The following is a 16862-nucleotide window of genomic DNA, read 5'->3' on the forward strand; positions in this document are numbered from 1 at the left end:
CGGAGAGCTCTCCGGATACTTTAAGGAGCATCATGCGTTACATCAAGCTCGGCATGACCGGCCTCGACGTGTCCCCGATCGCGATCGGCGCGATGACCTACGGCGAACCCGACCGGGGACACCCCGTCTGGTCGAAGGGCGAGGAGGATGCGCGTCCGCTCATCAAGCAGGCGTTGGAGGCGGGGATCAACTTCTTCGACACCGCGAACATGTACTCCAACGGTTCCAGCGAGGAGATACTCGGCCGCGCACTCAAGGACTTCGCCGACCGCGATGCCGTGGTGATCGCCACGAAGCTGCGCCATCCGATGCGTCTGGGACCGAACGGCCGCGGCCTGTCGCGCAAGGCGATCATGACCGAGGTCGACCACTCCCTGCGCCGCCTCGGCACGGACTACATCGACCTCTACCAGATCCACCGCAACGACCACGCCACCCCGTGGGAGGAGACGCTCGAGGCGCTCAGCGACCTCGTGAAGGCCGGCAAGGTCCGCTACCTCGGTGCCTCGTCCATGCACGCGTGGGAGTTCGCGAAGGCTCTGCACCTGCAGAGGCGGAACGGCTGGGCTCGGTTCGTGTCCATGCAGGACCACTACAACCTGCTCGCCCGCGAGGAGGAGCGGGAGATGATCCCGCTCTGCCTGGACGAGGGTGTCGGCACGATCATCTGGTCGCCGTTGGCCCGCGGCCGCCTCGCCCGCGCCTGGGACGACGCCCGTTCGACGGTGCGCGCCGAGACGGACGGAGCATACGCGGACACCCTCTACTCGACCGAGCAGGAGGCGTCCAACCGCGCGATCATCGACGCGGTCGGACAGGTCGCGGACGCCCACGGCGTCAGCCGCGCTCAGGTCGCGCTCGCCTGGCTGCGCCGCCAGCCGGTCGTCACCGCGCCGCTGGTCGGCGCCGGCTCGATCCGGCAGATCGACGAGGCCGTGGCCTCCCTCGACATCGAGCTCACCGACGACGAAGTGCGTGCGCTGGAGGCCCCGTACACCCCCCGGTACGACTGGCAGGGTGTCTCGGACGAAGCCGAGATGGAGGCCATCCGCAAGCGCGTTCCCGGAATGGCTCTCGCATGAACCCCGTCGTCCGCTCCGGCGCCGCTGCCCGCGCCGGAGCCCTCCTCATGCTTCTCGGCCCGCTCGGGTCCCGGGTCGCCGAGTTCGTCACCGCCGCCGTATGGCAGGACCCGCCGTACTCGCCCTGCACAACGGGGTCAGCCACCTCGGCCTGACCGGTCCGGCACAGACCGAGCATCACTCTCGGCACCGCAGGACTGATCGCGTTCCCCCTCTTCATGACCGACGTGTTCACCGGCTGGATGTGGAACATCGGCCTGTTCGAGCGCGCCGTGATCTACCTGATCATGATCGGCCACGCCCTCCTCGGAAGCAGCGTGGCCGCTGCCCAGCGGCATCGTGCGACGCACCCGCCGGCACCCCTGACTGCACGAGTCGAGAGCTGAGGAGAGACAGATGACACAAGTACTGGTCACCGGAGGAACAGGATTCATCGGGAGCTGGTGCATCCAGGCCCTGCTCAACGCCGGACACACCGTACGCACCACGGTCCGCGACCTGCGGCGCGAGCCGGCACTGCGGTCCTGGCTGCACGCGGCCACACCGTTCGACGACGACCGTCTCACAGTCGTGCGCGCCGACCTCGAACAGCCCGACGGCTGGGACGCCGCCGTCGCCGACTGCGACTTCGTCCTCCACGTCGCCTCGCCGACCCTGCGCCATACGCCGGCGAACGACGACGAATTGGTGGTCCCGGCACGAGAGGGCGTCTTGCGGGTGCTGCGCGCCGCCCGCGCCGCCCGTGTGCGCCGGGTCGTCCTGACGAGCGCCTTCGGTGCCATCGGGATCGGGCACCCCCCACGCTCGACCCCGTTCACCGAGGAGGACTGGACCAACGTCGACAGCGATATCCCGCCCTACCAGCGGTCCAAGACACTCGCCGAGCGCGCCGCCTGGCAGTTCGTCCAAGACGAAGGCGGTGGTCTGGAACTGGCAGCGGTTCATCCCGTGGGGGTCCTTGGACCACTGCTCGGCCTGGACGACCCGCCCTCCCTGCGTCTGGTCCGCAGAATGCTCGAGGGACAGGTTCCTGCGTGCCCTCCCTTCGGGATGGGCTTCGTCGACGTGCGCGACGTCGCGGATCTGCACCTGCGCGCGATGAGTGATCCGGCAGCCGCCGGCGAACGCTTCCTGGCAATCGCCGGGCACAGCCTGCGCGTCGTCGACATCGCACGCATTCTGCACGACCGCCTGGGTGAGCGCGCCGCGAAGGCCCCGACCCGTGAACTGCCCGTGTGGCTCGCACGCGCACTGGGCATCGTGAACCCCGAACTGCGACTGCTCAGGCACCAGCTCGGCCGGGATCTCGACGCCACAGGCACCAAGGCGGAGCAGCTTCTCGGGTGGCGAGCGCGTCCCATCGAGGACACCGTCGCGGAGACCGCCGAGAGCCTCCTCGCCCACGGCATCGGGACAAGGACCGGCTCGTAACCGACCGACGCGGCAGCCCTGCGCGCCGATGGGCGACATGACATCGACGCCCACCGCCATGGACCTGCAAAGTCCAGCCCCCGCCGCCAAGAGTGGTTGGCTTTCCGTTGTGGCGTGCGCTGCTGCTGGTCAGTGCTCGCGTGCGCGCAGGCGACGCAGCATGCGGGGGTCCTCGAAGCCGACCGCGCGGGCGGCGGCGTCGACCGTGGTGCCGCGGGTGATGAGGTGCTCGGCGCGCTCGAGACGGAGGGTCTGCTGGTAGCGCAGTGGGGTGAGGCCACCGGTGGCGCGGGTGAAGAGGCGGGTGAGGGTACGTTCGCTCACTCCCACGGTCGAGGCCAGGGCGGACAGGGGCAGGGGTTGGTCGAAGCGGGCGTCGAGCAGGTCCTGGGCATGGTGGACGGTGTCGTCGAGGTGGGACCGGTACCTGAGCATGGCGCTGGCTTGCGGGTCATGGCCGTTGCGCCGTGCGTAGACGACCATGTCCCGGGCCACCTGTGCGGCGAGGGCAGGGCCGTGCCGGGTGGCGATCAGGTGCAGGGCCAGGTCGATGCCGCTGGCGATGCCGGCCGAGGTGACCACCCGGTCGTCGGCGGTGTACAGAACATCGCGGATGACCGTCGTCCTCGGGTAGCGGCGTGCGAGCTCGTCCTGCACATCGTGGTGGGTGGTGCAGCGGCGGCCGTCGAGCAGGCCGGCCCGGCCGAGCGCCTCGGCTCCGGCGCAGACGCTGGCAACGGTGCCGCCCCTGGCGTGGTGGTCCCGCAGAGACTGCAGGGAGGCCGCGCCGATGGCGGGGCTTCCGGCCAGGGCGGGCGCCCGCCAGCCGGGCACCAGGATCATGTCCTCGGGGCCGAGCTCGGGCCAGTCGAGCCCGGCCGCCAAGGGCAGGCCCTGAGCGGTGGGGACCAGCGGCTGCTCGGCGATGTAGCTGAGCGTGTAGGGCTGCCCGAAGTCGGCGGCCGTGGAAAAGACCTGTGCCGGACCCGCCAGGTCCAGCAGATGGAGTCCGGGCACCAGGAGGAAGGCGATGTGGCTCACGATCCGGTCATCATGCCCGAGGTCCGGCCGAAGCCTCCAGTTGACCGACAGTGGCGATGGTGGCGAAGCGTCCGGCAAGGGCGTACTCGGTGCGCCTGATGATCTCCTCGGCGCTCAGGGTGCGGGGGTCCGACAGCAGTTCGGCGACGCTCTGGTCGGCGGGAGCGTCACGGTGCGGGATGGGGTTGGTCGCGGTGGCGTCGATGACGAAGGTGACCCGGTAGCCGAAGTCGCTCGCGACGCGAGTGGTGGTCTCCACGCACTGCTCGGTTCGGATGCCGCAGACGGTGAGCTCGTGGATGCCGTGCTCGGTGAGGAGTTGTTGCAGGTTGGTGGTGGTGAATGCGTTGTGCGAGGTTTTGTGGATCAGTGGTTCCGTGTCCCGGCGCTGCAGCTCCTCCATCAGCCGGACATGGCCGAGGGCGGGGTCGAAGACATCTCCGCTGCCCGGCTCGGAATGCAGTACCCACACCACCAGGTCGCCGGCCTGGCGGGCGAGCCGGACCAGTCGGTCCACCTGGTCGGCGATCTTCGGGTTGGAGATGGTCTCCCACAGCGGGCGGGCGCGGAAGGATTCCTGGACGTCGATGACGATCAGTGCTCGTGTCATGCTCCCAAGCCTGACCGGCGGAGCCGGAGTGGCGACAGGCCTCATCGGGTCCGGGTGCGGACCGATCCGGTCACCGCTGGAGTCGCGACCACTCACTGCGTATTCGCCACCACGTCCCCTTTTCCAAGGGGACCAAGACTCCAGTTTTCCAAGGGGACCAAGACTCCAGTTTTCCAAGGGGACCAGGACTCCAGCGCCTGGATGCCGCCCTCGGCCGGCTGCGCCTGCCCGTACGGCCACCGACTGGGTTGCTGACAAGCCCCGTTACCGGCTGGCTGTCGACCCCGCCGTGAGGGCCACGCTCACCGAAACGCTGCGTCGCTGTCCCAACGCGCCGGTCACGGTGACGCCCGTCCGGTGGCAACTGGGGCGTGGGTGCGAGGTCCGTACAGGGGAAAGCCCCGGCTGGACGGGGGAGACCAGCCGGGGCCGTGCGTGGTGGCGTGCGGAGGGCGGTCGCCTCTCGGCGGGAGCTCCATGGGGCTTCAGCCGGACGATCGTCCCCATGGGCTGTAGGTGAGGCCCGGGGACACTGTCCCCTCCGCAGCCACGCACACAAGAACAGCGAACTCGCCTTGTCTGTTCCTCCGTTGACGCCGTCCGGGGGTGTGAACTGCAGCACGTCATGGGGTCCTGGCGCGGGAACGGAGCCGGGGCAGTCGCCACTCGGTCGGGTGATGCTGCCGCGTCAGCGCAACCCTGCCCGCCGCCTGGCGTAGTGCCCTACGGGCACCGGATCAACGGAGTTCGCGTGCAAGAGCCCGGCCTGGCCGTCGTCGACGTCACGGTGGCCCACGCTGCGACCGCCCTCGCCTCGCCCTCCGGGTGGCTCTTGCCGCGCAGTGGGCGACGGCGACAGCAGACCGTGTCACGCGCGATCCCGGCCGGCCAGCTCTACGTCCCTATCGGGCGACTGTTCGTGGCCGAGTCGATCCCTGCCCGGTTCGTCGACGCGTGCGTCGCCCGTACCAAGCGGCTCGGACGCACCGCGCGAGCCCCGAAACCGGACGAGTCCCGGCATCGGCTCGGCCACGGCCGGGACCCGGTGCCGGGCAGCATGGCCCCGGACCGGAAGGGCTCGAGGTGGTCTCGGGAAGCAATGGGCACCCGGGGTCCTCCCCCTCGCATGCCTACGCGGCGTCCTGTGACGCGGACAGCCAGGCACGGTAGCGGCGCAGGGCCCGTCGCTGCCTGCGCTGCTCGGAGACGAGGGCGAACGCCGGGTGGGTGCGGGGTGTGGGGCGGCTTCCGCGGGCGATGCGGCGCAGCTGGTGGCGGACCTGCGCCATGCCGGCAGCCGAGGCGAGCGCCTTGTCGGACCAGGCCACCGGCCGAAGCTGCGCGTCGGCCTCGTGTCCCTGGCGCCAGCGGTCGGGCAGGTCCGGGGTGACGGCGAGGGCCGTGCCCATTCCGATGATCTCCACGCCGCTGTCGAGGACCTTCTCGGCGGTGGCGTGCCGGGTGATGCCACCGGTGAGCATCAGAGGCAGCGGGCTCGTCCTGACCAGGTCCTTCGCCAGATCGAGGAAGTACGCCTCGCGGGCCTGAGTGCGCGTGTCGGCGGGCCGGCCCGACATCGCGGGGCTCTCGTAGCTGCCGCCGGACAGTTCGACCAGGTCGACGCCGAGCGGTGCGAGCATCTCGATCACCTGACGTGCGTCGTCGGCGTCGAAGCCGCCACGCTGGAAGTCGGCGGAGTTGAGCTTCACCGCGACCGCGAAGGACGGGGAGACGGCTGCGCGCACGGCGCGGACGATGTCCAGCAGCATCCGGGCCCGGTTCTCCAGCGATCCGCCCCACTGGTCGGTGCGCTTGTTGACCAGGGGGGAAAGGAACTGCGACAGCAGGTAGCCGTGCGCGGCGTGGACTTCGACGCCGTCGAAGCCCGCCTGCTCGGCGCGCTGGGCCGTGACGGCGTACCGGGTCACGGTGGCCTGGATCTGCTCGGGCGTCATGGCGACGGGGCGGCCGAAACGTCCGCTGTGCTTGCCCAGGTCGACGGCGACCGCGGAGGGACCCCAGACGACGCCGGGCATGTCGGATCCGATCTGGCGGCCGGGGTGGTTGATCTGCATCCAGATCGCCCCGCCGCCGGCCTTGCCGGCCTTGGCCCACTCGATGAACGGCTCGAGCGGCGCCGCCTCGTCGAGGACCACACCGGCGGGGCCGGTCAGCGCCTCGGCGTGGACCATGACGTTGCCGGTGATCAGGAGTCCGGTGCCACCGGCGGCCCAGCGCCGGTACAGCCCGAACAGCTCCTTGCCCGGGAGCTGGCCGTTTCCGGCCATGTTCTCCTCCATGGCCGCCTTCGCGATCCGGTTGTTCAGTACCTGCCCGGAGCGCAGGGACAAGGGCGAGAACAGCTTGCTGGTCATCCGAGTTCTCCTCTCGATCTCGATCGCTTACGATGTATGCGGCGTTCACATTAGGGCAATGATGTAAGCGCCGTAAACATGAAGGAGTGTGAGCTATGCCGCAAGCAAGCAGTTCGTATCACCACGGTGATCTGCGGGCCGCCTGTCTGCGCGCCGCGCGGGAACTGCTGGAGGAGGACGGCAGTGCCGGGCTGTCCCTGCGGGCGGTGGCGCGGCGGGCCGGCGTGTCGGCGACGGCTCCCTACCGCCACTACGCGGACCGTGACGCGCTCGTCTCCGCTGTCGCCGCGCAGGGCTATCGCGAACTCGCCGAGTACCTGGCCGCGGCGCATCCCTCGCCCACGACTCCCGACGGGCTCGCGGCGGTCGCCGTCGCCTACGTCCGTTTCGCGCTGGAGCGCCCGGCGCTGTTCCGGGTGATGTTCGCGGAGCCCTGCGACCCGAACAGCGAGGAGCGGGTCAGCGCGGCCGCCGCCGTCTCGGAATACGTCCGCGGTATCGTCCGCGGCGCCTTCCCCGGCGCCGATCCCGACGCACTGTCGATCACGGTGTGGGCTCTCGTCCACGGCCTGGCGTTCCTGCACCTCGACGGCAAACTCGACACCTCCAGCCTCGAGGTGGTCGCCGATCAGGTGCAGGCGGCCGTCCATGCGCTCTTCACCGCTACCGCGGGGGTGTCACGGACGGCGGCGGCCGCACCGTACGACCAGGCAACGGCATAGCGGATCCCGTGGCGCCGGCGGCGCGGGTCGGCGAGTGGGCTGGGCGGAAGGCGATCTGCGCCGTATCGCGATCGGAGCGGCGGCACCAGTCCGGCATCTGCGACCATCCCCGAGGTGTCGGCCGGTGTATCCGGCGTCAGGCACCCTTCAGGTGAACGCCTTTGGTCTCCCGCGGTGCGCGTGACCTCAGCGAGAAGGGGGCGTGGCGGACGGCGGCGACGCAGGACCGCTCGCGCCTGGTCGTCGGGAGCTTGCGCCGCCCGTCACCCTCGCGGGTGAGGGCGAGCCCGGTGACCCACTCGACCAGGGCATGCGGCAGGCCGAGCACGGCAGGTTGCGGAACCGACAAGGCCCCCGCACCGATGGGCCGAGGCCTCGAACACCTCGCTCAACGGCACGGAAACCTTGCGCCTTGTGGCCACGGCCCTGTCATCCGATCGGTGGCCACACTGGAAGACCTCAGTCACTGGGCCAGTTGTAGGGCAGAAACTTCCCGTCGAGGGTGATGACGACATGCTCGGCCCCGTCGTGGATCGCGCGCCCGATGTCCAGCTTGAAGTTGATCGCGCTCATGATCCCGTCGCCGAACTGCTCGTGGATCAGCTCTTTCAAGGCCGGGCCATAGACCTGCAGAGCCTCATAGAGGCGGTAGATCGTCGGGTCGGTCGGTACCGCGGTGGGAAGGCCGCCGCGATACGGAACGGCGGCGAGCACCGGTACGGCTTCTGCGGGCAGCTCGAGCAGCTCGGCGACCTGACGTGCGCTGTCCAGTGGGAGTGGGTGTTGCCCGAGCAATGCCGCGGTGGTCCACACCAGCGGCCGGCCGATTGCGTCGGCCAGCTGCTGCCACGTGAGGCCCTTGGCAAGTCTGCTGGAGACGATCGCAGCCGTCACCTCGTCGCGATTCATGCCCGGTCGGTGGTCACTCGGTGCCGGTTGCGCACCGCCGTACGTCGCGTCTTTCCCCGCGTCGTGCATCGCTTCGAGACCTCCCTGTCCAAGGGTCCGGTGGGTGTCGGGCCGTGAACGACCGGCCAGGCTCCCGAGGGAGCTTTCCGGCCGGTCGCCGCTTGCGCCTGGTGTTCAGACGAGCGCCGGCGCGGGAGCAGGCAGGTAGGGACTGATGTTGCCCCAGGCGCGCTCCATGTATTCCTCCTTCTCGCCCACCGGGGCGACATAGCGCAGCGCACCGTCGGCGGCCTCCTTGCCCGCGAGGCGGGCGATGACCCAGGCGGCGAGGTAGTGCGAGGCCAGGCAGCCCCCGGCGGTGGCGATGTTGTCCCTGGCGTAGAAGGGCTGGTTGAGTACCTCGACGCCGGCGGCGACGACCCAGGGCTTGGTGATCAGGTCGGTGCAGGCGGGGATGTCGTCGAGCAGGCCGAGCCTGGCCAGTACGAGAGCGCCGGAGCACTGCGCCGCGATGAGCTGGCGTGAGGGGTCCAGGCTGCGCAGGATGTTCATGATCGCCGGGTCCTCGACGACCTCGCGGGTGGCGATGCCACTTCCGACGATGACGGCGTCGGCGGCGCACGCCTCCTCAAGAGTGGACATCTGCTCGATGACCACCCCGTTCATCGACGTCACCTTGGGGCTGGGGGTGGCGATGGTGACGCGCCAGTCGTCGCTCTTGATGCGGTTGAGCACACCGAGTGCGACCAGGGAGTCGAGCTCGTTGTAGCCCTCGAAGGTGAGGATGGCGATGTGCACGGCGGCTGTCCTTTCCGGTGAGTGGGTCTTGACGGTAGGGAGCCGCGAACAGGACAGTCAAAGAATTGTCATGCGTACAATCCGGTGCATGGCAGCCTCGCGCTACAAGGCACTGGTCGACACGCTCGCATCCGGCATCCGGACCGGCCGGCTCGCCGCGGGCGTACGGCTGCCGACGCACCGCGCGCTCGCCGCCCGTGAGGGCATCGCCGTGGTGACCGCGACCCGGGTGTACGCCGAGTTGGAGACGATGGGCTTGGTGAGCCGCGAACAGGGCCGCGGTACGTTCGTGCGTGACATCGCGGTTCCCGCCGGCCACGGCATCGATCAGCAGGTCGTCGCGACGGATGCGGTCGACCTCAACTTCAACTATCCGTCGCTGCCCGGGCAGGCCGATCTCCTTCGGCAGGCTCTGCGAGAGGTGGCCACCTCCGGTGATATCGACTCGCTGCTGCGCTACCAACCGCATCGAGGGCGCCCCCAGGACAGAGCCTCGATCGCACGGCACCTGAGGCGTCGGGGAATCACCACCGACGCGGACCGGATCCTCATCGCCAACGGTGCGCAGCACGGCCTGGCCATCACCGTCATGGCCGCGCTCAACGCCGGCGACGTCGTCGCGGTCGACGCACTCACCTACCCGGGTTTCAAGGTGCTCGCCCATGCCTTCCATCTGGACCTGGAACCCGTACCCGTAACCGCCGACGGACCGAACCTCGACGCCCTCGAGAAGCTGTGCGCGACCCGCCCTGTGCGCGCGATCTACACCATGCCCACCTTGCACAACCCGCTGGGCTGGGTCATGCCGGCAACCGACCGAACCCGCCTGATCAAGATCGCACGACAGCACGGTCCCCTCATCATCGAAGACGCCTCCTACGCCTACCTGGTCGAGGACCCTCCACCGCCGCTGGCCGCAACCGCGCCGGACATCACCGTCTACGTCTCGGGACTGTCCAAGAGCGTCGCCACCGGCCTCCGGGTCGGCTTCGTCGTCGCCCCGCCTTCCGCGGTGCCGTCGCTCGAACGCGCGATTCGGGCGACCACCTGGAACACCCCGGCCCTCACCACCGCGATCGCCTGCCGCTGGCTCGACGACGGCACGGTGGACCACTTGGAGGCACAGAAGCGAGAGGACGCCAAGGGCCGCCAAGCACTCGCCGGACAAGAGCTGGCAGGACTGCCGCTCATCAGCCACCCCTCGTCCTACTTCACCTGGCTGCCGCTGCCCGACGACGCACGCGCCGATCGCCTCACCGCCACCCTCGCGCGTCAGCACATCTCGGTATCCACGGCAGAGCCGTTCACCACCTCGCTCCACACACCGCAGGCGATCCGTCTCGCCCTGGGCTCAACCGATCTGGACAGCCTCCGGTCGACGCTGCGCACAGTGCGACGAGTCGCCGTCGAGGACGCCTACGCTTGAACGCCCGTCGAGCAGCCAATTCCCGCCCGCACCGGCGTCTGCCCACGAAAGGCCGTCTTCGCCGCGCCCTGTCTGCCCACGTTCTGCGTCTCGATGAACTCGGTCTGGAGGCCGTCGGGCAACGCCTTGAACCGGATCAGGCGGTGATCGAGTGCCGGCACCCAGCCGCGTTCACCGATTAGCGGCCAGCACTGCCGCGAGGCCCTCTTGCAGATCTTTGACGAAATACTCGGGAACCTCCAGCGACGGGAAATGTCCCCCGATTTCGGGCGACCTCCATCGGACGATCTGTCGGTACCGCTCCTGTGCCCAGGGGCGCGGACACTTCTCGATGTCGCGGGGATACATACTGATTGCTGACGGGACGTCGACCCGAAGTTCGGGGTCCAGCGAGTTGTGGCTTTCGTAGTAGATGCGGGCGGACGATGCGCCGGTCCGCGTCAGCCAATACAGGGTGACGTCGTCAAGAACTCTGTCTCTGGAAATCGTCTCGAACGGGCTGTCTTCGGTGTCCGTCCACTCGGCGAACTTGTCAAGGATCCAGGCAAGAAGCCCGACCGGTGAGTCGACGAGCGAGTAGCCGATGGTCTGCGGTCGGGTCGCCTGCTGCTTCGCGTACGCCGCGCGGTGGCGCCAGAAATCGCGGGTTTCCTCGGTCCACTTGCGCTCGACCGCCGTCAGCCCGTCCGTTGTCAACCCCGGCGGTGCCTCCGCGAACGTTGTGTGGATGCCGAGAACGTGCGCCGGGAACCTGCCGCCGAGAACCGTGGTGATATTACCTCCCCAGTCGCCGCCGTGGGCTGCGAACTTGCTGTAGCCGAGCCTTCCCATCAGTTCCACCCATGCGGCCGCGATCTTTTCGGTTCCCCACCCGGTGGTGGCCGGCTTGTCGCTGTAACCAAAGCCTGGTAGCGACGGGACCACGACGTGGAACGCTGGCGCATCGGCAACTTTCGGATCTGCCAGCTCGTCCACTACATCGATGAACTCGGCAATGCTGCCTGGCCAGCCGTGCGTCAAGATCAGAGGAGTGGCATCTGCGCGCGCGGATCGGCGGTGCAGGAAGTGGATTCCCAGGTCATCAATGGTCGTGCGGAACTGGCCGATTCGGTTGAGGCGCTCTTCGAACGACCGCCAGTTGTACCTGGTGCGCCAGTAGTTCACGACATCGACCAGGTCGGCGAGAGGAACGCCCTGTTCCCATCGGCGAGGGCCGGGCGCGGTGCGATAGACCGTCTCAGCCTCCGGTAGTCGCGCCGCGGCCAGTCGCGCGCGCAGATCGTCGAGGTCAGCGTCAGTTGCGTGGGCTTCAAATGCTTGCACGTCGCTGGTTGGACGGGGCATGAGACCTCCTGACCATCGTGGAACCGGCTACGATCTATCGCGAACCGGCTAAGAAGGTTCTAGCAGCTCTCGAAGTCACGCGGCAACCTGCTAAGGTGGTTCCATGTCTGCCGGGTTCCCTGACTTCCGCCTCGGCAACGTGCTGGCGACCAGCTTCACGGGGACTCTGTCGGAGCGTCATGGCAACGCTGTGGAGCGCATCCCCACGCCACACCGCCTCATCGACTGGCTGGCAGTGAGCGGCCTCGCCGTGGACTCCTGCACCACCGCCCAGCTCGAACTCGCTCGGGAACTCAGGGAGTCGATTCACGCCGCCGCGACAGCGGTCGCGATCCAGGACGCTCTCCCTGCGTCTGCTGTCCAAGTCATCAACGACTGCAGCGCTCAGGGTCGGGCCGCGGCTGTCCTGACGCCCGAGGGTAAGCGGCGATGGCGGCTCAGCTCGGCTTCCTGCCTGGAAGATGCCCTCAGCGTGATCGCCGCCGACGCGATCAGCATCATCGCAGGCGAACGAGACGGAAAACTGGCCTTGTGCGCATCGCCAACCTGCCAAGCCGCCTTCTTCGACACCAGCCAAAGCCGCACCCGCAAATGGTGTGACATGAACACGTGCGGGAATCGTCAGAAGAAGGCGCGCTTCAATGCCAACCAGCGCAAAAACCCCAGATCAGCGGAGTGATCGTTACCTCGGTGGGCCCCACGCCCGCGACACATCTGTCGCGCTGGGTGCACCCCAACGGCACCACTAAGAGCCATCCGTCGCCTTCGGTCAAAGTGGGGGGCGTACGCGTCGAGATCGACGTGGTCGCCGCCGTCGACACGACCACGGGCGGCCACGCAGGCCCGCGGGAGTGACCATGAGAGACCACCGACTACACAGTGAGCAACAGGAGCCCCTGCTCCGGCCCAGGGCCGAGGGCGATCTCGCGGACTGCGCCCGCGTCCTCGCCGAGGTTCACCGGGATGACGGCTATCCGGTGAACTGGCCCGAGCGGCCCGCCGAGTGGATAGCGGAGGCCGCTGCGCTGGGGGCCTGGGTCGCCGAGCTCGACGGCCGCGTGGTGGGCCACATCGGGCTGTCCCCGAGCGGATCGGGAGACCTGGCCCCGGCGCTCTGGGGCGACCGGAACGGCACGGGGCCGGAACGGGCCGCCGTAGTGAGCCGGCTCTTCGTCGCTCCGGGAGCACGGGGGCACGGGATCGGGGCACTGCTGATCGGCCGGGCCGAACGGGAGGCCCGGCAGCGCGGCCTGCACCCGGTGCTGGACGTGGTGGCCTCCGACACGGCCGCCACGGCCCTGTACGAGCGGCTGGGCTGGGAGCGGCTGGTCACGGTGGAGCAGCGGTGGAGCCCGCGGCAGACCGTGACCGTCCACTGCTATGCCGCCGGCTCCCGCGACGCCTCTCCCGCGCGTCCGTAGGCCGCGGCCGGCTCAACCGCGGTACGCGGCGTGGACCGCGGCGGTGGGCGTGCGGCCCGGACATCCGGGCTCGGGCCGCTTGAGTCGTGGTGCGTCCTCGGGCCGGCCGATGCGGCCGCCGCCTGCCAGGACGTGATGCCGAAGAAGGTGAGCGCGCGGGCGGCCAGGGCTCCCAGTTGCACAGGCGCCAGGCGCTTGCAGGCGCCCTGCCCCAGGCCACAGTGGAGAACAGTCACCCGCACCACCGGCTGGTGGACCGTGCCTCCCAGGTCCGCCGGCTGCGGACGCCGGCCGCCGTTCCCCGGACAGCGGGTCAGCCGGCGCGGCCACACCTCGCGGCGGCCTCCACCTCCGGTGGGTGGTGGGCCGGGGCGTTGAGCGCCGCTCAGGCGCCGGTGTCGTCGTAGGCCGGATCGGCACCGAGTTCGCGGGATACCTCGGCCTGTGCCGGCAGTTCCCTGGCCTTGGCCTCGACGCCCTCGATGGCGTCCGCGCCGGCGACGAACCGCGGCAGCGGCTTGTCCCGGTCGGTGTTCGTCATCCGTCAGCAGGGCGCGGGCGAGTTCGGCGGGGTCGCCGCTCTGCCGGCCGTTCATGCTCTTCCGGGCCGCGATGGTGGCCGTGGTGCGCTCGGCGAGGAGTCCCCTCCCCGCGACACATACCGCATGGGTCCTTTTGCTCACCCGCTCGGCTCTGGAGGAATCGATCTGCGGGCGAGGCCGACTCTTGCTCCGAGAACGATTCGCATGCGAGACGCATGATCGCGCGGAGGGCCGGAGCGGGGTCTGGGAGCATGGGCCGTATGGACGTGCGGAGCAGGAACCATGTGACGGTCACCGGGCGAGCTGGTGGGCCGGTGGTGACGCTGGCGCACGGATTCGGGTGCGACCAGAACATGTGGCGTCTGGTGGTGCCCGCGCTGGAGCGCGACTTCACCGTGGTCCTCTTCGATCATGTGGGCTCGGGGAACTCCCAGCTGTCGGCGTGGAGCCGGGAACGCTATGAGTCGCTGGACGGGTACGCCGACGACGTGCTGGAACTGTGCCGGGAGCTGGCGCTGGGCCCCGTCACGTTCGTGGGGCATTCGGTGAGCGCGATGATGGGCGTGCTGGCTGCCGCGAGGGAGCCCGAGGCGTTTGCCGGGCTGGTACTGCTCGCCCCCTCGCCCTGTTTCATCGACGACCCGGACACCGGGTACCGGGGCGGGTTCAGCGCCGAGGACATCGACGAGCTGCTGGAGTCCCTGGACGCGAACTACCTGGGATGGTCGGGTGCCATGGCCCCGGTGATCATGGGCAACCCGGAGCGGCCGGAGCTGGGTGAGGAGCTGACCAACAGCTTCTGCCGTACCGACCCCGCTATCGCCCGGGTCTTCGCGCGGGTGACGTTCCTGTCCGACAACCGCGCCGATCTCGCATCGGTGCGGGTGCCCACGCTGATCGCACAGTGTTCCCGTGATGCGATCGCCCCGCCGGAGGTGGGCGCGTTCCTGCACGCGCGGATACGGGGCAGCAAGCTGGTCACGCTGAACGCGACAGGACACTGCCCTCAGCTGGCCGCGCCCGAAGAGACCGCCGCGGCGATCGCCGCGTTCGCGGGAGCCACCGGATGATGTGCAAGACCGGCGACCAAGACCACGAGGAACGCAGAAGACCGGGCAAGGACCGGGAACTGGCGGACCAGGATGCGCAGTTCTCCTCCCTGCTGGAGGACAGCGCCGAGGACCTCTACGAGCACGCGCCGTGCGGCTACCTGTCCACCCTGCTGGACGGACGGATCGCCAAGGTCAACGCCACGCTGCTGGACTGGCTCGGCTACGAGCGCGACGACCTGGTGGGCGCCAAGCATTTCTCCGACCTGCTGACCGTCGGCGGCCGGCTCTACCACGAGACCCACTTCGCCCCTCTGCTGCAGATGCAGGGCGAGATCAGAGGCATCGCCCTGGAGCTGAAAACCGCCGACGGCTCCCGCCTGCCGGTCATGGTCACCTCGATGGTGAAAACGAGCAGCGACGGACAGCCGCTGGTGATCCGCACCACCGTCTTCGACGCCCGCGAGCGCCGCGCCTACGAGACCGAACTGCTGCGCGCCCGCAACGAGGCCGACCAGGAACGCGACCGCCTCAAGCTCCTGAACACCACCCTGCAGAAGACCCTGCTGCCGCCGGCGCTGGCGAACGTGCCCGGTCTCGACGTGTCCGCCTCCTACCACATCGCCTCTGCCGACGAGGTCGGCGGCGACTTCTACGACCTGTTCCCCCTGGCCACCGGTACCTGGGGGCTGTTCCTGGGCGACGTGTGCGGCAAGGGCGCCGCTGCCGCGGCCGTCACCTCCCTGGCCCGCTACACCCTGCGCGCTGCCGCCGTGTACGACCCCGACCCGGCCGGCGTCCTGGCCAACCTCAACACGGTGCTGAACCACGAGTACAACGGCGACGACCCCCGGTTCTGCACCGTCGCCTTCGGCCTGCTCACCCCCGATCACGACCGGGGCGGGTTCCGTGTCACCCTGGCCAGCGGCGGACATCCCCCGGCCCTGCTGATGCGCGCGGACGGCAGTGCCGACTTCCTGCACACCCCCGGCGGGCAGCTCATCGGCGTCCTGCCGGACGCCCACATCGCCACCACTACCGTCCACCTCGCGCCCGGCGACACCCTGCTGCTGCACACCGACGGCCTGACCGAAGCACACACCTCCACCGGCGGCGAGGACCGCTACGGCGACGACGCCCTGCTCGACTTCTGCCGCGACCTGGCCCCTACCACCGCGTCGGACACGATCGGCGCGGTCCGCGACCTGCTCGACACCTTCGGCACCGGCATCGACGATGACGCCGCCGTCCTGGCCGTCCATGTGCCCCGACCCGCCAGTGAGGAGCAGCAGTGACTCCTCATCTGAGCCTCCACACCCGCGCCACCGCCGCCGGAGCGGTGATCGAACTCGCCGGAGACCTGGACCACCACACCGCACCCGAAGTCCGCTCCGCCTTGCCCGGACTCGATCTTCGGCCAGGCCAGCAACTCGTCCTCGACCTCTCGGGCATCACGTTCTGCGACTCCAGTGGCATCACCGTGCTGATCGCCGCGCGCAACCACGCCCTGGCAGCCGACGCGGCCATCGCGCTGGCCGCGGTCCCCGACCGCGTCAGCCGGATCTTCCGCATCGTCGGCCTGGAGCAGGTCTTCCCCACCCACCCCACCGCTCAGGCCGCCGAAGTCTCCTGGCGGCCCACACCAGGCTGACCTCGCACCACTGGTGCAATTCCGACAGGCTCTCCTTCCCCGCAGTACGGAAGTGAGCGGTCGGTTGTCCAGACGGGCCGCACGGCCAGTGATCACTGTTAGCCTCGGCAGCCCGATTGTGGCTGGTCGTTGGGAGGGAGTCGGGAGGGAGTCCTGATGGATGCAGCGGGCAAGCCGTTCCTGATGCATGTCGAGGATGTCTTCTGCCGGGACCAGGGCAGGGTGGTCATGCTGGCCGGCCGGATCGAGCGAGGGCGGGTTCGCAAGGGTGACGAGGTGGAGATCGTCGGCTTCGGTGGCGAGGCGACCGTCACCGTAAGGTTGATGCGGCCGCCCAGGGAGAAGCAGCTGAGAAGCTGTGCTCATGACGGCCCTCGAAGCCCCTCCCGGCAGACCCAAGGCCGCGGGGCCACCTATCGGTCTCCGTAGGGATCCTCGTCACGTTCCGGCTCCGCTTCCAC

The 16862-nt window shown here is 69.3% G+C and carries 20 protein-coding genes and 1 pseudogene; 13 read left to right on the forward strand and 8 right to left on the reverse strand.

The features are described from left to right. Positions 1 to 32: 32 nt before the first annotated feature. The 4 genes from ACWGJB_RS37525 to ACWGJB_RS37540 all read left to right on the forward strand — a co-directional run bounded on the left by ACWGJB_RS37525 (position 33) and on the right by ACWGJB_RS37540 (position 2513). Positions 33 to 1082: an aldo/keto reductase gene (locus ACWGJB_RS37525; protein WP_453384521.1), complete on the forward strand. Its 1050-nt coding sequence runs from the start codon at positions 33 to 35 to the stop codon at positions 1080 to 1082. After that, positions 1079 to 1237, forward strand: a complete 159-nt coding sequence (locus ACWGJB_RS37530) for a hypothetical protein (protein ID WP_453384522.1) — start codon at positions 1079 to 1081, stop codon at positions 1235 to 1237. Before ACWGJB_RS37525 ends, ACWGJB_RS37530 begins: the two co-directional genes overlap by 4 nt. Before the next feature lie 63 nt (positions 1238 to 1300). Further along, positions 1301 to 1468, forward strand: coding sequence for a hypothetical protein (locus tag ACWGJB_RS37535; RefSeq protein WP_453384523.1), 168 nt, complete (start codon positions 1301 to 1303; stop codon positions 1466 to 1468). Between the two features lie 10 nt (positions 1469 to 1478). Next, on the forward strand, positions 1479 to 2513 hold the full coding sequence (locus tag ACWGJB_RS37540; RefSeq protein WP_453384524.1) for an NAD-dependent epimerase/dehydratase family protein: 1035 nt from the start codon (positions 1479 to 1481) through the stop codon (positions 2511 to 2513). Between the two features lie 129 nt (positions 2514 to 2642). On the opposite strand, the gene ACWGJB_RS37545 is transcribed toward ACWGJB_RS37540, so the two are convergent. Beyond that, positions 2643 to 3554 (reverse strand): GlxA family transcriptional regulator, encoded by a 912-nt coding sequence (locus tag ACWGJB_RS37545; RefSeq protein WP_453384525.1) that lies wholly within the window; start codon positions 3552 to 3554, stop codon positions 2643 to 2645. A 10-nt stretch (positions 3555 to 3564) separates the two neighbouring features. Further along, positions 3565 to 4164, reverse strand: coding sequence for an isochorismatase family protein (locus ACWGJB_RS37550; RefSeq protein ID WP_453384526.1), 600 nt, complete (start codon positions 4162 to 4164; stop codon positions 3565 to 3567). Between the two features lie 699 nt (positions 4165 to 4863). Here ACWGJB_RS37550 and ACWGJB_RS37555 point away from each other — a divergent pair. Continuing rightward, positions 4864 to 5334: a DUF6207 family protein gene (locus tag ACWGJB_RS37555; protein WP_453384561.1), complete on the forward strand. Its 471-nt coding sequence runs from the start codon at positions 4864 to 4866 to the stop codon at positions 5332 to 5334. Here ACWGJB_RS37555 and ACWGJB_RS37560 read toward each other — a convergent pair. Beyond that, entirely contained in the window at positions 5295 to 6539 is a 1245-nt protein-coding gene (locus ACWGJB_RS37560; RefSeq protein WP_453384527.1) for an NADH:flavin oxidoreductase/NADH oxidase family protein, read from the reverse strand. The two genes, ACWGJB_RS37555 and ACWGJB_RS37560, sit on opposite strands and share 40 nt — an antisense overlap. Before the next feature lie 95 nt (positions 6540 to 6634). On the opposite strand from ACWGJB_RS37560, the gene ACWGJB_RS37565 reads away from it, so the two are divergent. Then, positions 6635 to 7261 (forward strand): TetR/AcrR family transcriptional regulator, encoded by a 627-nt coding sequence (locus ACWGJB_RS37565; RefSeq protein ID WP_453384528.1) that lies wholly within the window; start codon positions 6635 to 6637, stop codon positions 7259 to 7261. A 208-nt stretch (positions 7262 to 7469) separates the two neighbouring features. Here the strand turns inward: ACWGJB_RS37565 and ACWGJB_RS37570 are convergent. The 3 genes and pseudogenes from ACWGJB_RS37570 to ACWGJB_RS37580 form a co-directional block, all read right to left on the reverse strand. After that, positions 7470 to 7610 (reverse strand): annotated as a pseudogene (locus ACWGJB_RS37570) (IS5/IS1182 family transposase); the annotation flags it as partial. 110 nt (positions 7611 to 7720) lie between these two features. Next, on the reverse strand, positions 7721 to 8170 hold the full coding sequence (cynS, locus tag ACWGJB_RS37575; protein WP_453384529.1) for a cyanase: 450 nt from the start codon (positions 8168 to 8170) through the stop codon (positions 7721 to 7723). Positions 8171 to 8344: 174 nt separating this feature from the next. Continuing rightward, positions 8345 to 8968 carry a DJ-1/PfpI family protein gene (locus ACWGJB_RS37580; protein ID WP_453384530.1) on the reverse strand — a complete coding sequence of 208 codons (624 nt, stop codon included), beginning with the start codon at positions 8966 to 8968 and terminating at the stop codon, positions 8345 to 8347. Positions 8969 to 9056: 88 nt separating this feature from the next. Between ACWGJB_RS37580 and ACWGJB_RS37585 the strand changes: the two genes are divergently transcribed. Then, on the forward strand, positions 9057 to 10394 hold the full coding sequence (locus ACWGJB_RS37585) for an aminotransferase-like domain-containing protein (protein ID WP_453384531.1): 1338 nt from the start codon (positions 9057 to 9059) through the stop codon (positions 10392 to 10394). 171 nt (positions 10395 to 10565) lie between these two features. On the opposite strand, the gene ACWGJB_RS37590 is transcribed toward ACWGJB_RS37585, so the two are convergent. Beyond that, positions 10566 to 11738 (reverse strand): epoxide hydrolase family protein, encoded by a 1173-nt coding sequence (locus tag ACWGJB_RS37590; protein ID WP_453384532.1) that lies wholly within the window; start codon positions 11736 to 11738, stop codon positions 10566 to 10568. Between the two features lie 103 nt (positions 11739 to 11841). On the opposite strand from ACWGJB_RS37590, the gene ACWGJB_RS37595 reads away from it, so the two are divergent. Both ACWGJB_RS37595 and ACWGJB_RS37600 read left to right on the forward strand, forming a co-directional pair. Next, a complete protein-coding gene (locus tag ACWGJB_RS37595; RefSeq protein ID WP_453384533.1) occupies positions 11842 to 12417 on the forward strand; it encodes a CGNR zinc finger domain-containing protein in 576 nt (191 codons plus the stop codon). Between the two features lie 178 nt (positions 12418 to 12595). Further along, positions 12596 to 13159 (forward strand): GNAT family N-acetyltransferase, encoded by a 564-nt coding sequence (locus tag ACWGJB_RS37600; RefSeq protein WP_453384534.1) that lies wholly within the window; start codon positions 12596 to 12598, stop codon positions 13157 to 13159. Between the two features lie 385 nt (positions 13160 to 13544). Here ACWGJB_RS37600 and ACWGJB_RS37605 read toward each other — a convergent pair whose 3' ends face one another. Beyond that, entirely contained in the window at positions 13545 to 13700 is a 156-nt protein-coding gene (locus ACWGJB_RS37605) for a hypothetical protein (protein ID WP_453384535.1), read from the reverse strand. A gap of 261 nt (positions 13701 to 13961) precedes the next feature. On the opposite strand from ACWGJB_RS37605, the gene ACWGJB_RS37610 reads away from it, so the two are divergent. From ACWGJB_RS37610 to ACWGJB_RS37625, 4 genes are all read left to right on the forward strand, one after another. Beyond that, on the forward strand, positions 13962 to 14771 hold the full coding sequence (locus ACWGJB_RS37610) for an alpha/beta fold hydrolase (RefSeq protein ID WP_453384536.1): 810 nt from the start codon (positions 13962 to 13964) through the stop codon (positions 14769 to 14771). Continuing rightward, on the forward strand, positions 14771 to 16045 hold the full coding sequence (locus ACWGJB_RS37615; RefSeq protein WP_453384562.1) for a PP2C family protein-serine/threonine phosphatase: 1275 nt from the start codon (positions 14771 to 14773) through the stop codon (positions 16043 to 16045). The genes ACWGJB_RS37610 and ACWGJB_RS37615 overlap by 1 nt, the downstream gene beginning before the upstream one ends. Beyond that, positions 16042 to 16401 carry an STAS domain-containing protein gene (locus ACWGJB_RS37620; protein WP_453384537.1) on the forward strand — a complete coding sequence of 120 codons (360 nt, stop codon included), beginning with the start codon at positions 16042 to 16044 and terminating at the stop codon, positions 16399 to 16401. Before ACWGJB_RS37615 ends, ACWGJB_RS37620 begins: the two co-directional genes overlap by 4 nt. 156 nt (positions 16402 to 16557) lie before the next feature. After that, the gene (locus tag ACWGJB_RS37625) at positions 16558 to 16830 is read left to right on the forward strand and encodes a hypothetical protein (RefSeq protein WP_453384538.1); all 273 of its coding nucleotides are present in this window, start codon (positions 16558 to 16560) and stop codon (positions 16828 to 16830) included. The last annotated feature ends 32 nt before the right edge of the window (positions 16831 to 16862 follow it).

It is taken from the genome of Streptomyces sp. NPDC054813 (genome assembly GCF_053611365.1).

What these genes read in the sequence shown, in the direction of transcription:
- ACWGJB_RS37525 (WP_453384521.1), top strand. Translation starts at nt 33, where the DNA reads ATGCGTTACATCAAGCTCGGCATGACCGGCCTCGACGTGTCCCCGATC.
- ACWGJB_RS37530 (WP_453384522.1), top strand. Translation starts at nt 1,079, where the DNA reads ATGAACCCCGTCGTCCGCTCCGGCGCCGCTGCCCGCGCCGGAGCCCTC.
- ACWGJB_RS37535 (WP_453384523.1), top strand. Translation starts at nt 1,301, where the DNA reads ATGACCGACGTGTTCACCGGCTGGATGTGGAACATCGGCCTGTTCGAG.
- ACWGJB_RS37540 (WP_453384524.1), top strand. Translation starts at nt 1,479, where the DNA reads ATGACACAAGTACTGGTCACCGGAGGAACAGGATTCATCGGGAGCTGG.
- ACWGJB_RS37550 (WP_453384526.1), bottom strand. Translation starts at nt 4,164, where the DNA reads ATGACACGAGCACTGATCGTCATCGACGTCCAGGAATCCTTCCGCGCC.
- ACWGJB_RS37560 (WP_453384527.1), bottom strand. Translation starts at nt 6,539, where the DNA reads ATGACCAGCAAGCTGTTCTCGCCCTTGTCCCTGCGCTCCGGGCAGGTA.
- ACWGJB_RS37565 (WP_453384528.1), top strand. Translation starts at nt 6,635, where the DNA reads ATGCCGCAAGCAAGCAGTTCGTATCACCACGGTGATCTGCGGGCCGCC.
- cynS (WP_453384529.1), bottom strand. Translation starts at nt 8,170, where the DNA reads ATGAATCGCGACGAGGTGACGGCTGCGATCGTCTCCAGCAGACTTGCC.
- ACWGJB_RS37585 (WP_453384531.1), top strand. Translation starts at nt 9,057, where the DNA reads ATGGCAGCCTCGCGCTACAAGGCACTGGTCGACACGCTCGCATCCGGC.
- ACWGJB_RS37590 (WP_453384532.1), bottom strand. Translation starts at nt 11,738, where the DNA reads ATGCCCCGTCCAACCAGCGACGTGCAAGCATTTGAAGCCCACGCAACT.
- ACWGJB_RS37595 (WP_453384533.1), top strand. Translation starts at nt 11,842, where the DNA reads ATGTCTGCCGGGTTCCCTGACTTCCGCCTCGGCAACGTGCTGGCGACC.
- ACWGJB_RS37600 (WP_453384534.1), top strand. Translation starts at nt 12,596, where the DNA reads ATGAGAGACCACCGACTACACAGTGAGCAACAGGAGCCCCTGCTCCGG.
- ACWGJB_RS37605 (WP_453384535.1), bottom strand. Translation starts at nt 13,700, where the DNA reads ATGACGAACACCGACCGGGACAAGCCGCTGCCGCGGTTCGTCGCCGGC.
- ACWGJB_RS37610 (WP_453384536.1), top strand. Translation starts at nt 13,962, where the DNA reads ATGGACGTGCGGAGCAGGAACCATGTGACGGTCACCGGGCGAGCTGGT.
- ACWGJB_RS37615 (WP_453384562.1), top strand. Translation starts at nt 14,771, where the DNA reads ATGTGCAAGACCGGCGACCAAGACCACGAGGAACGCAGAAGACCGGGC.
- ACWGJB_RS37625 (WP_453384538.1), top strand. Translation starts at nt 16,558, where the DNA reads ATGGATGCAGCGGGCAAGCCGTTCCTGATGCATGTCGAGGATGTCTTC.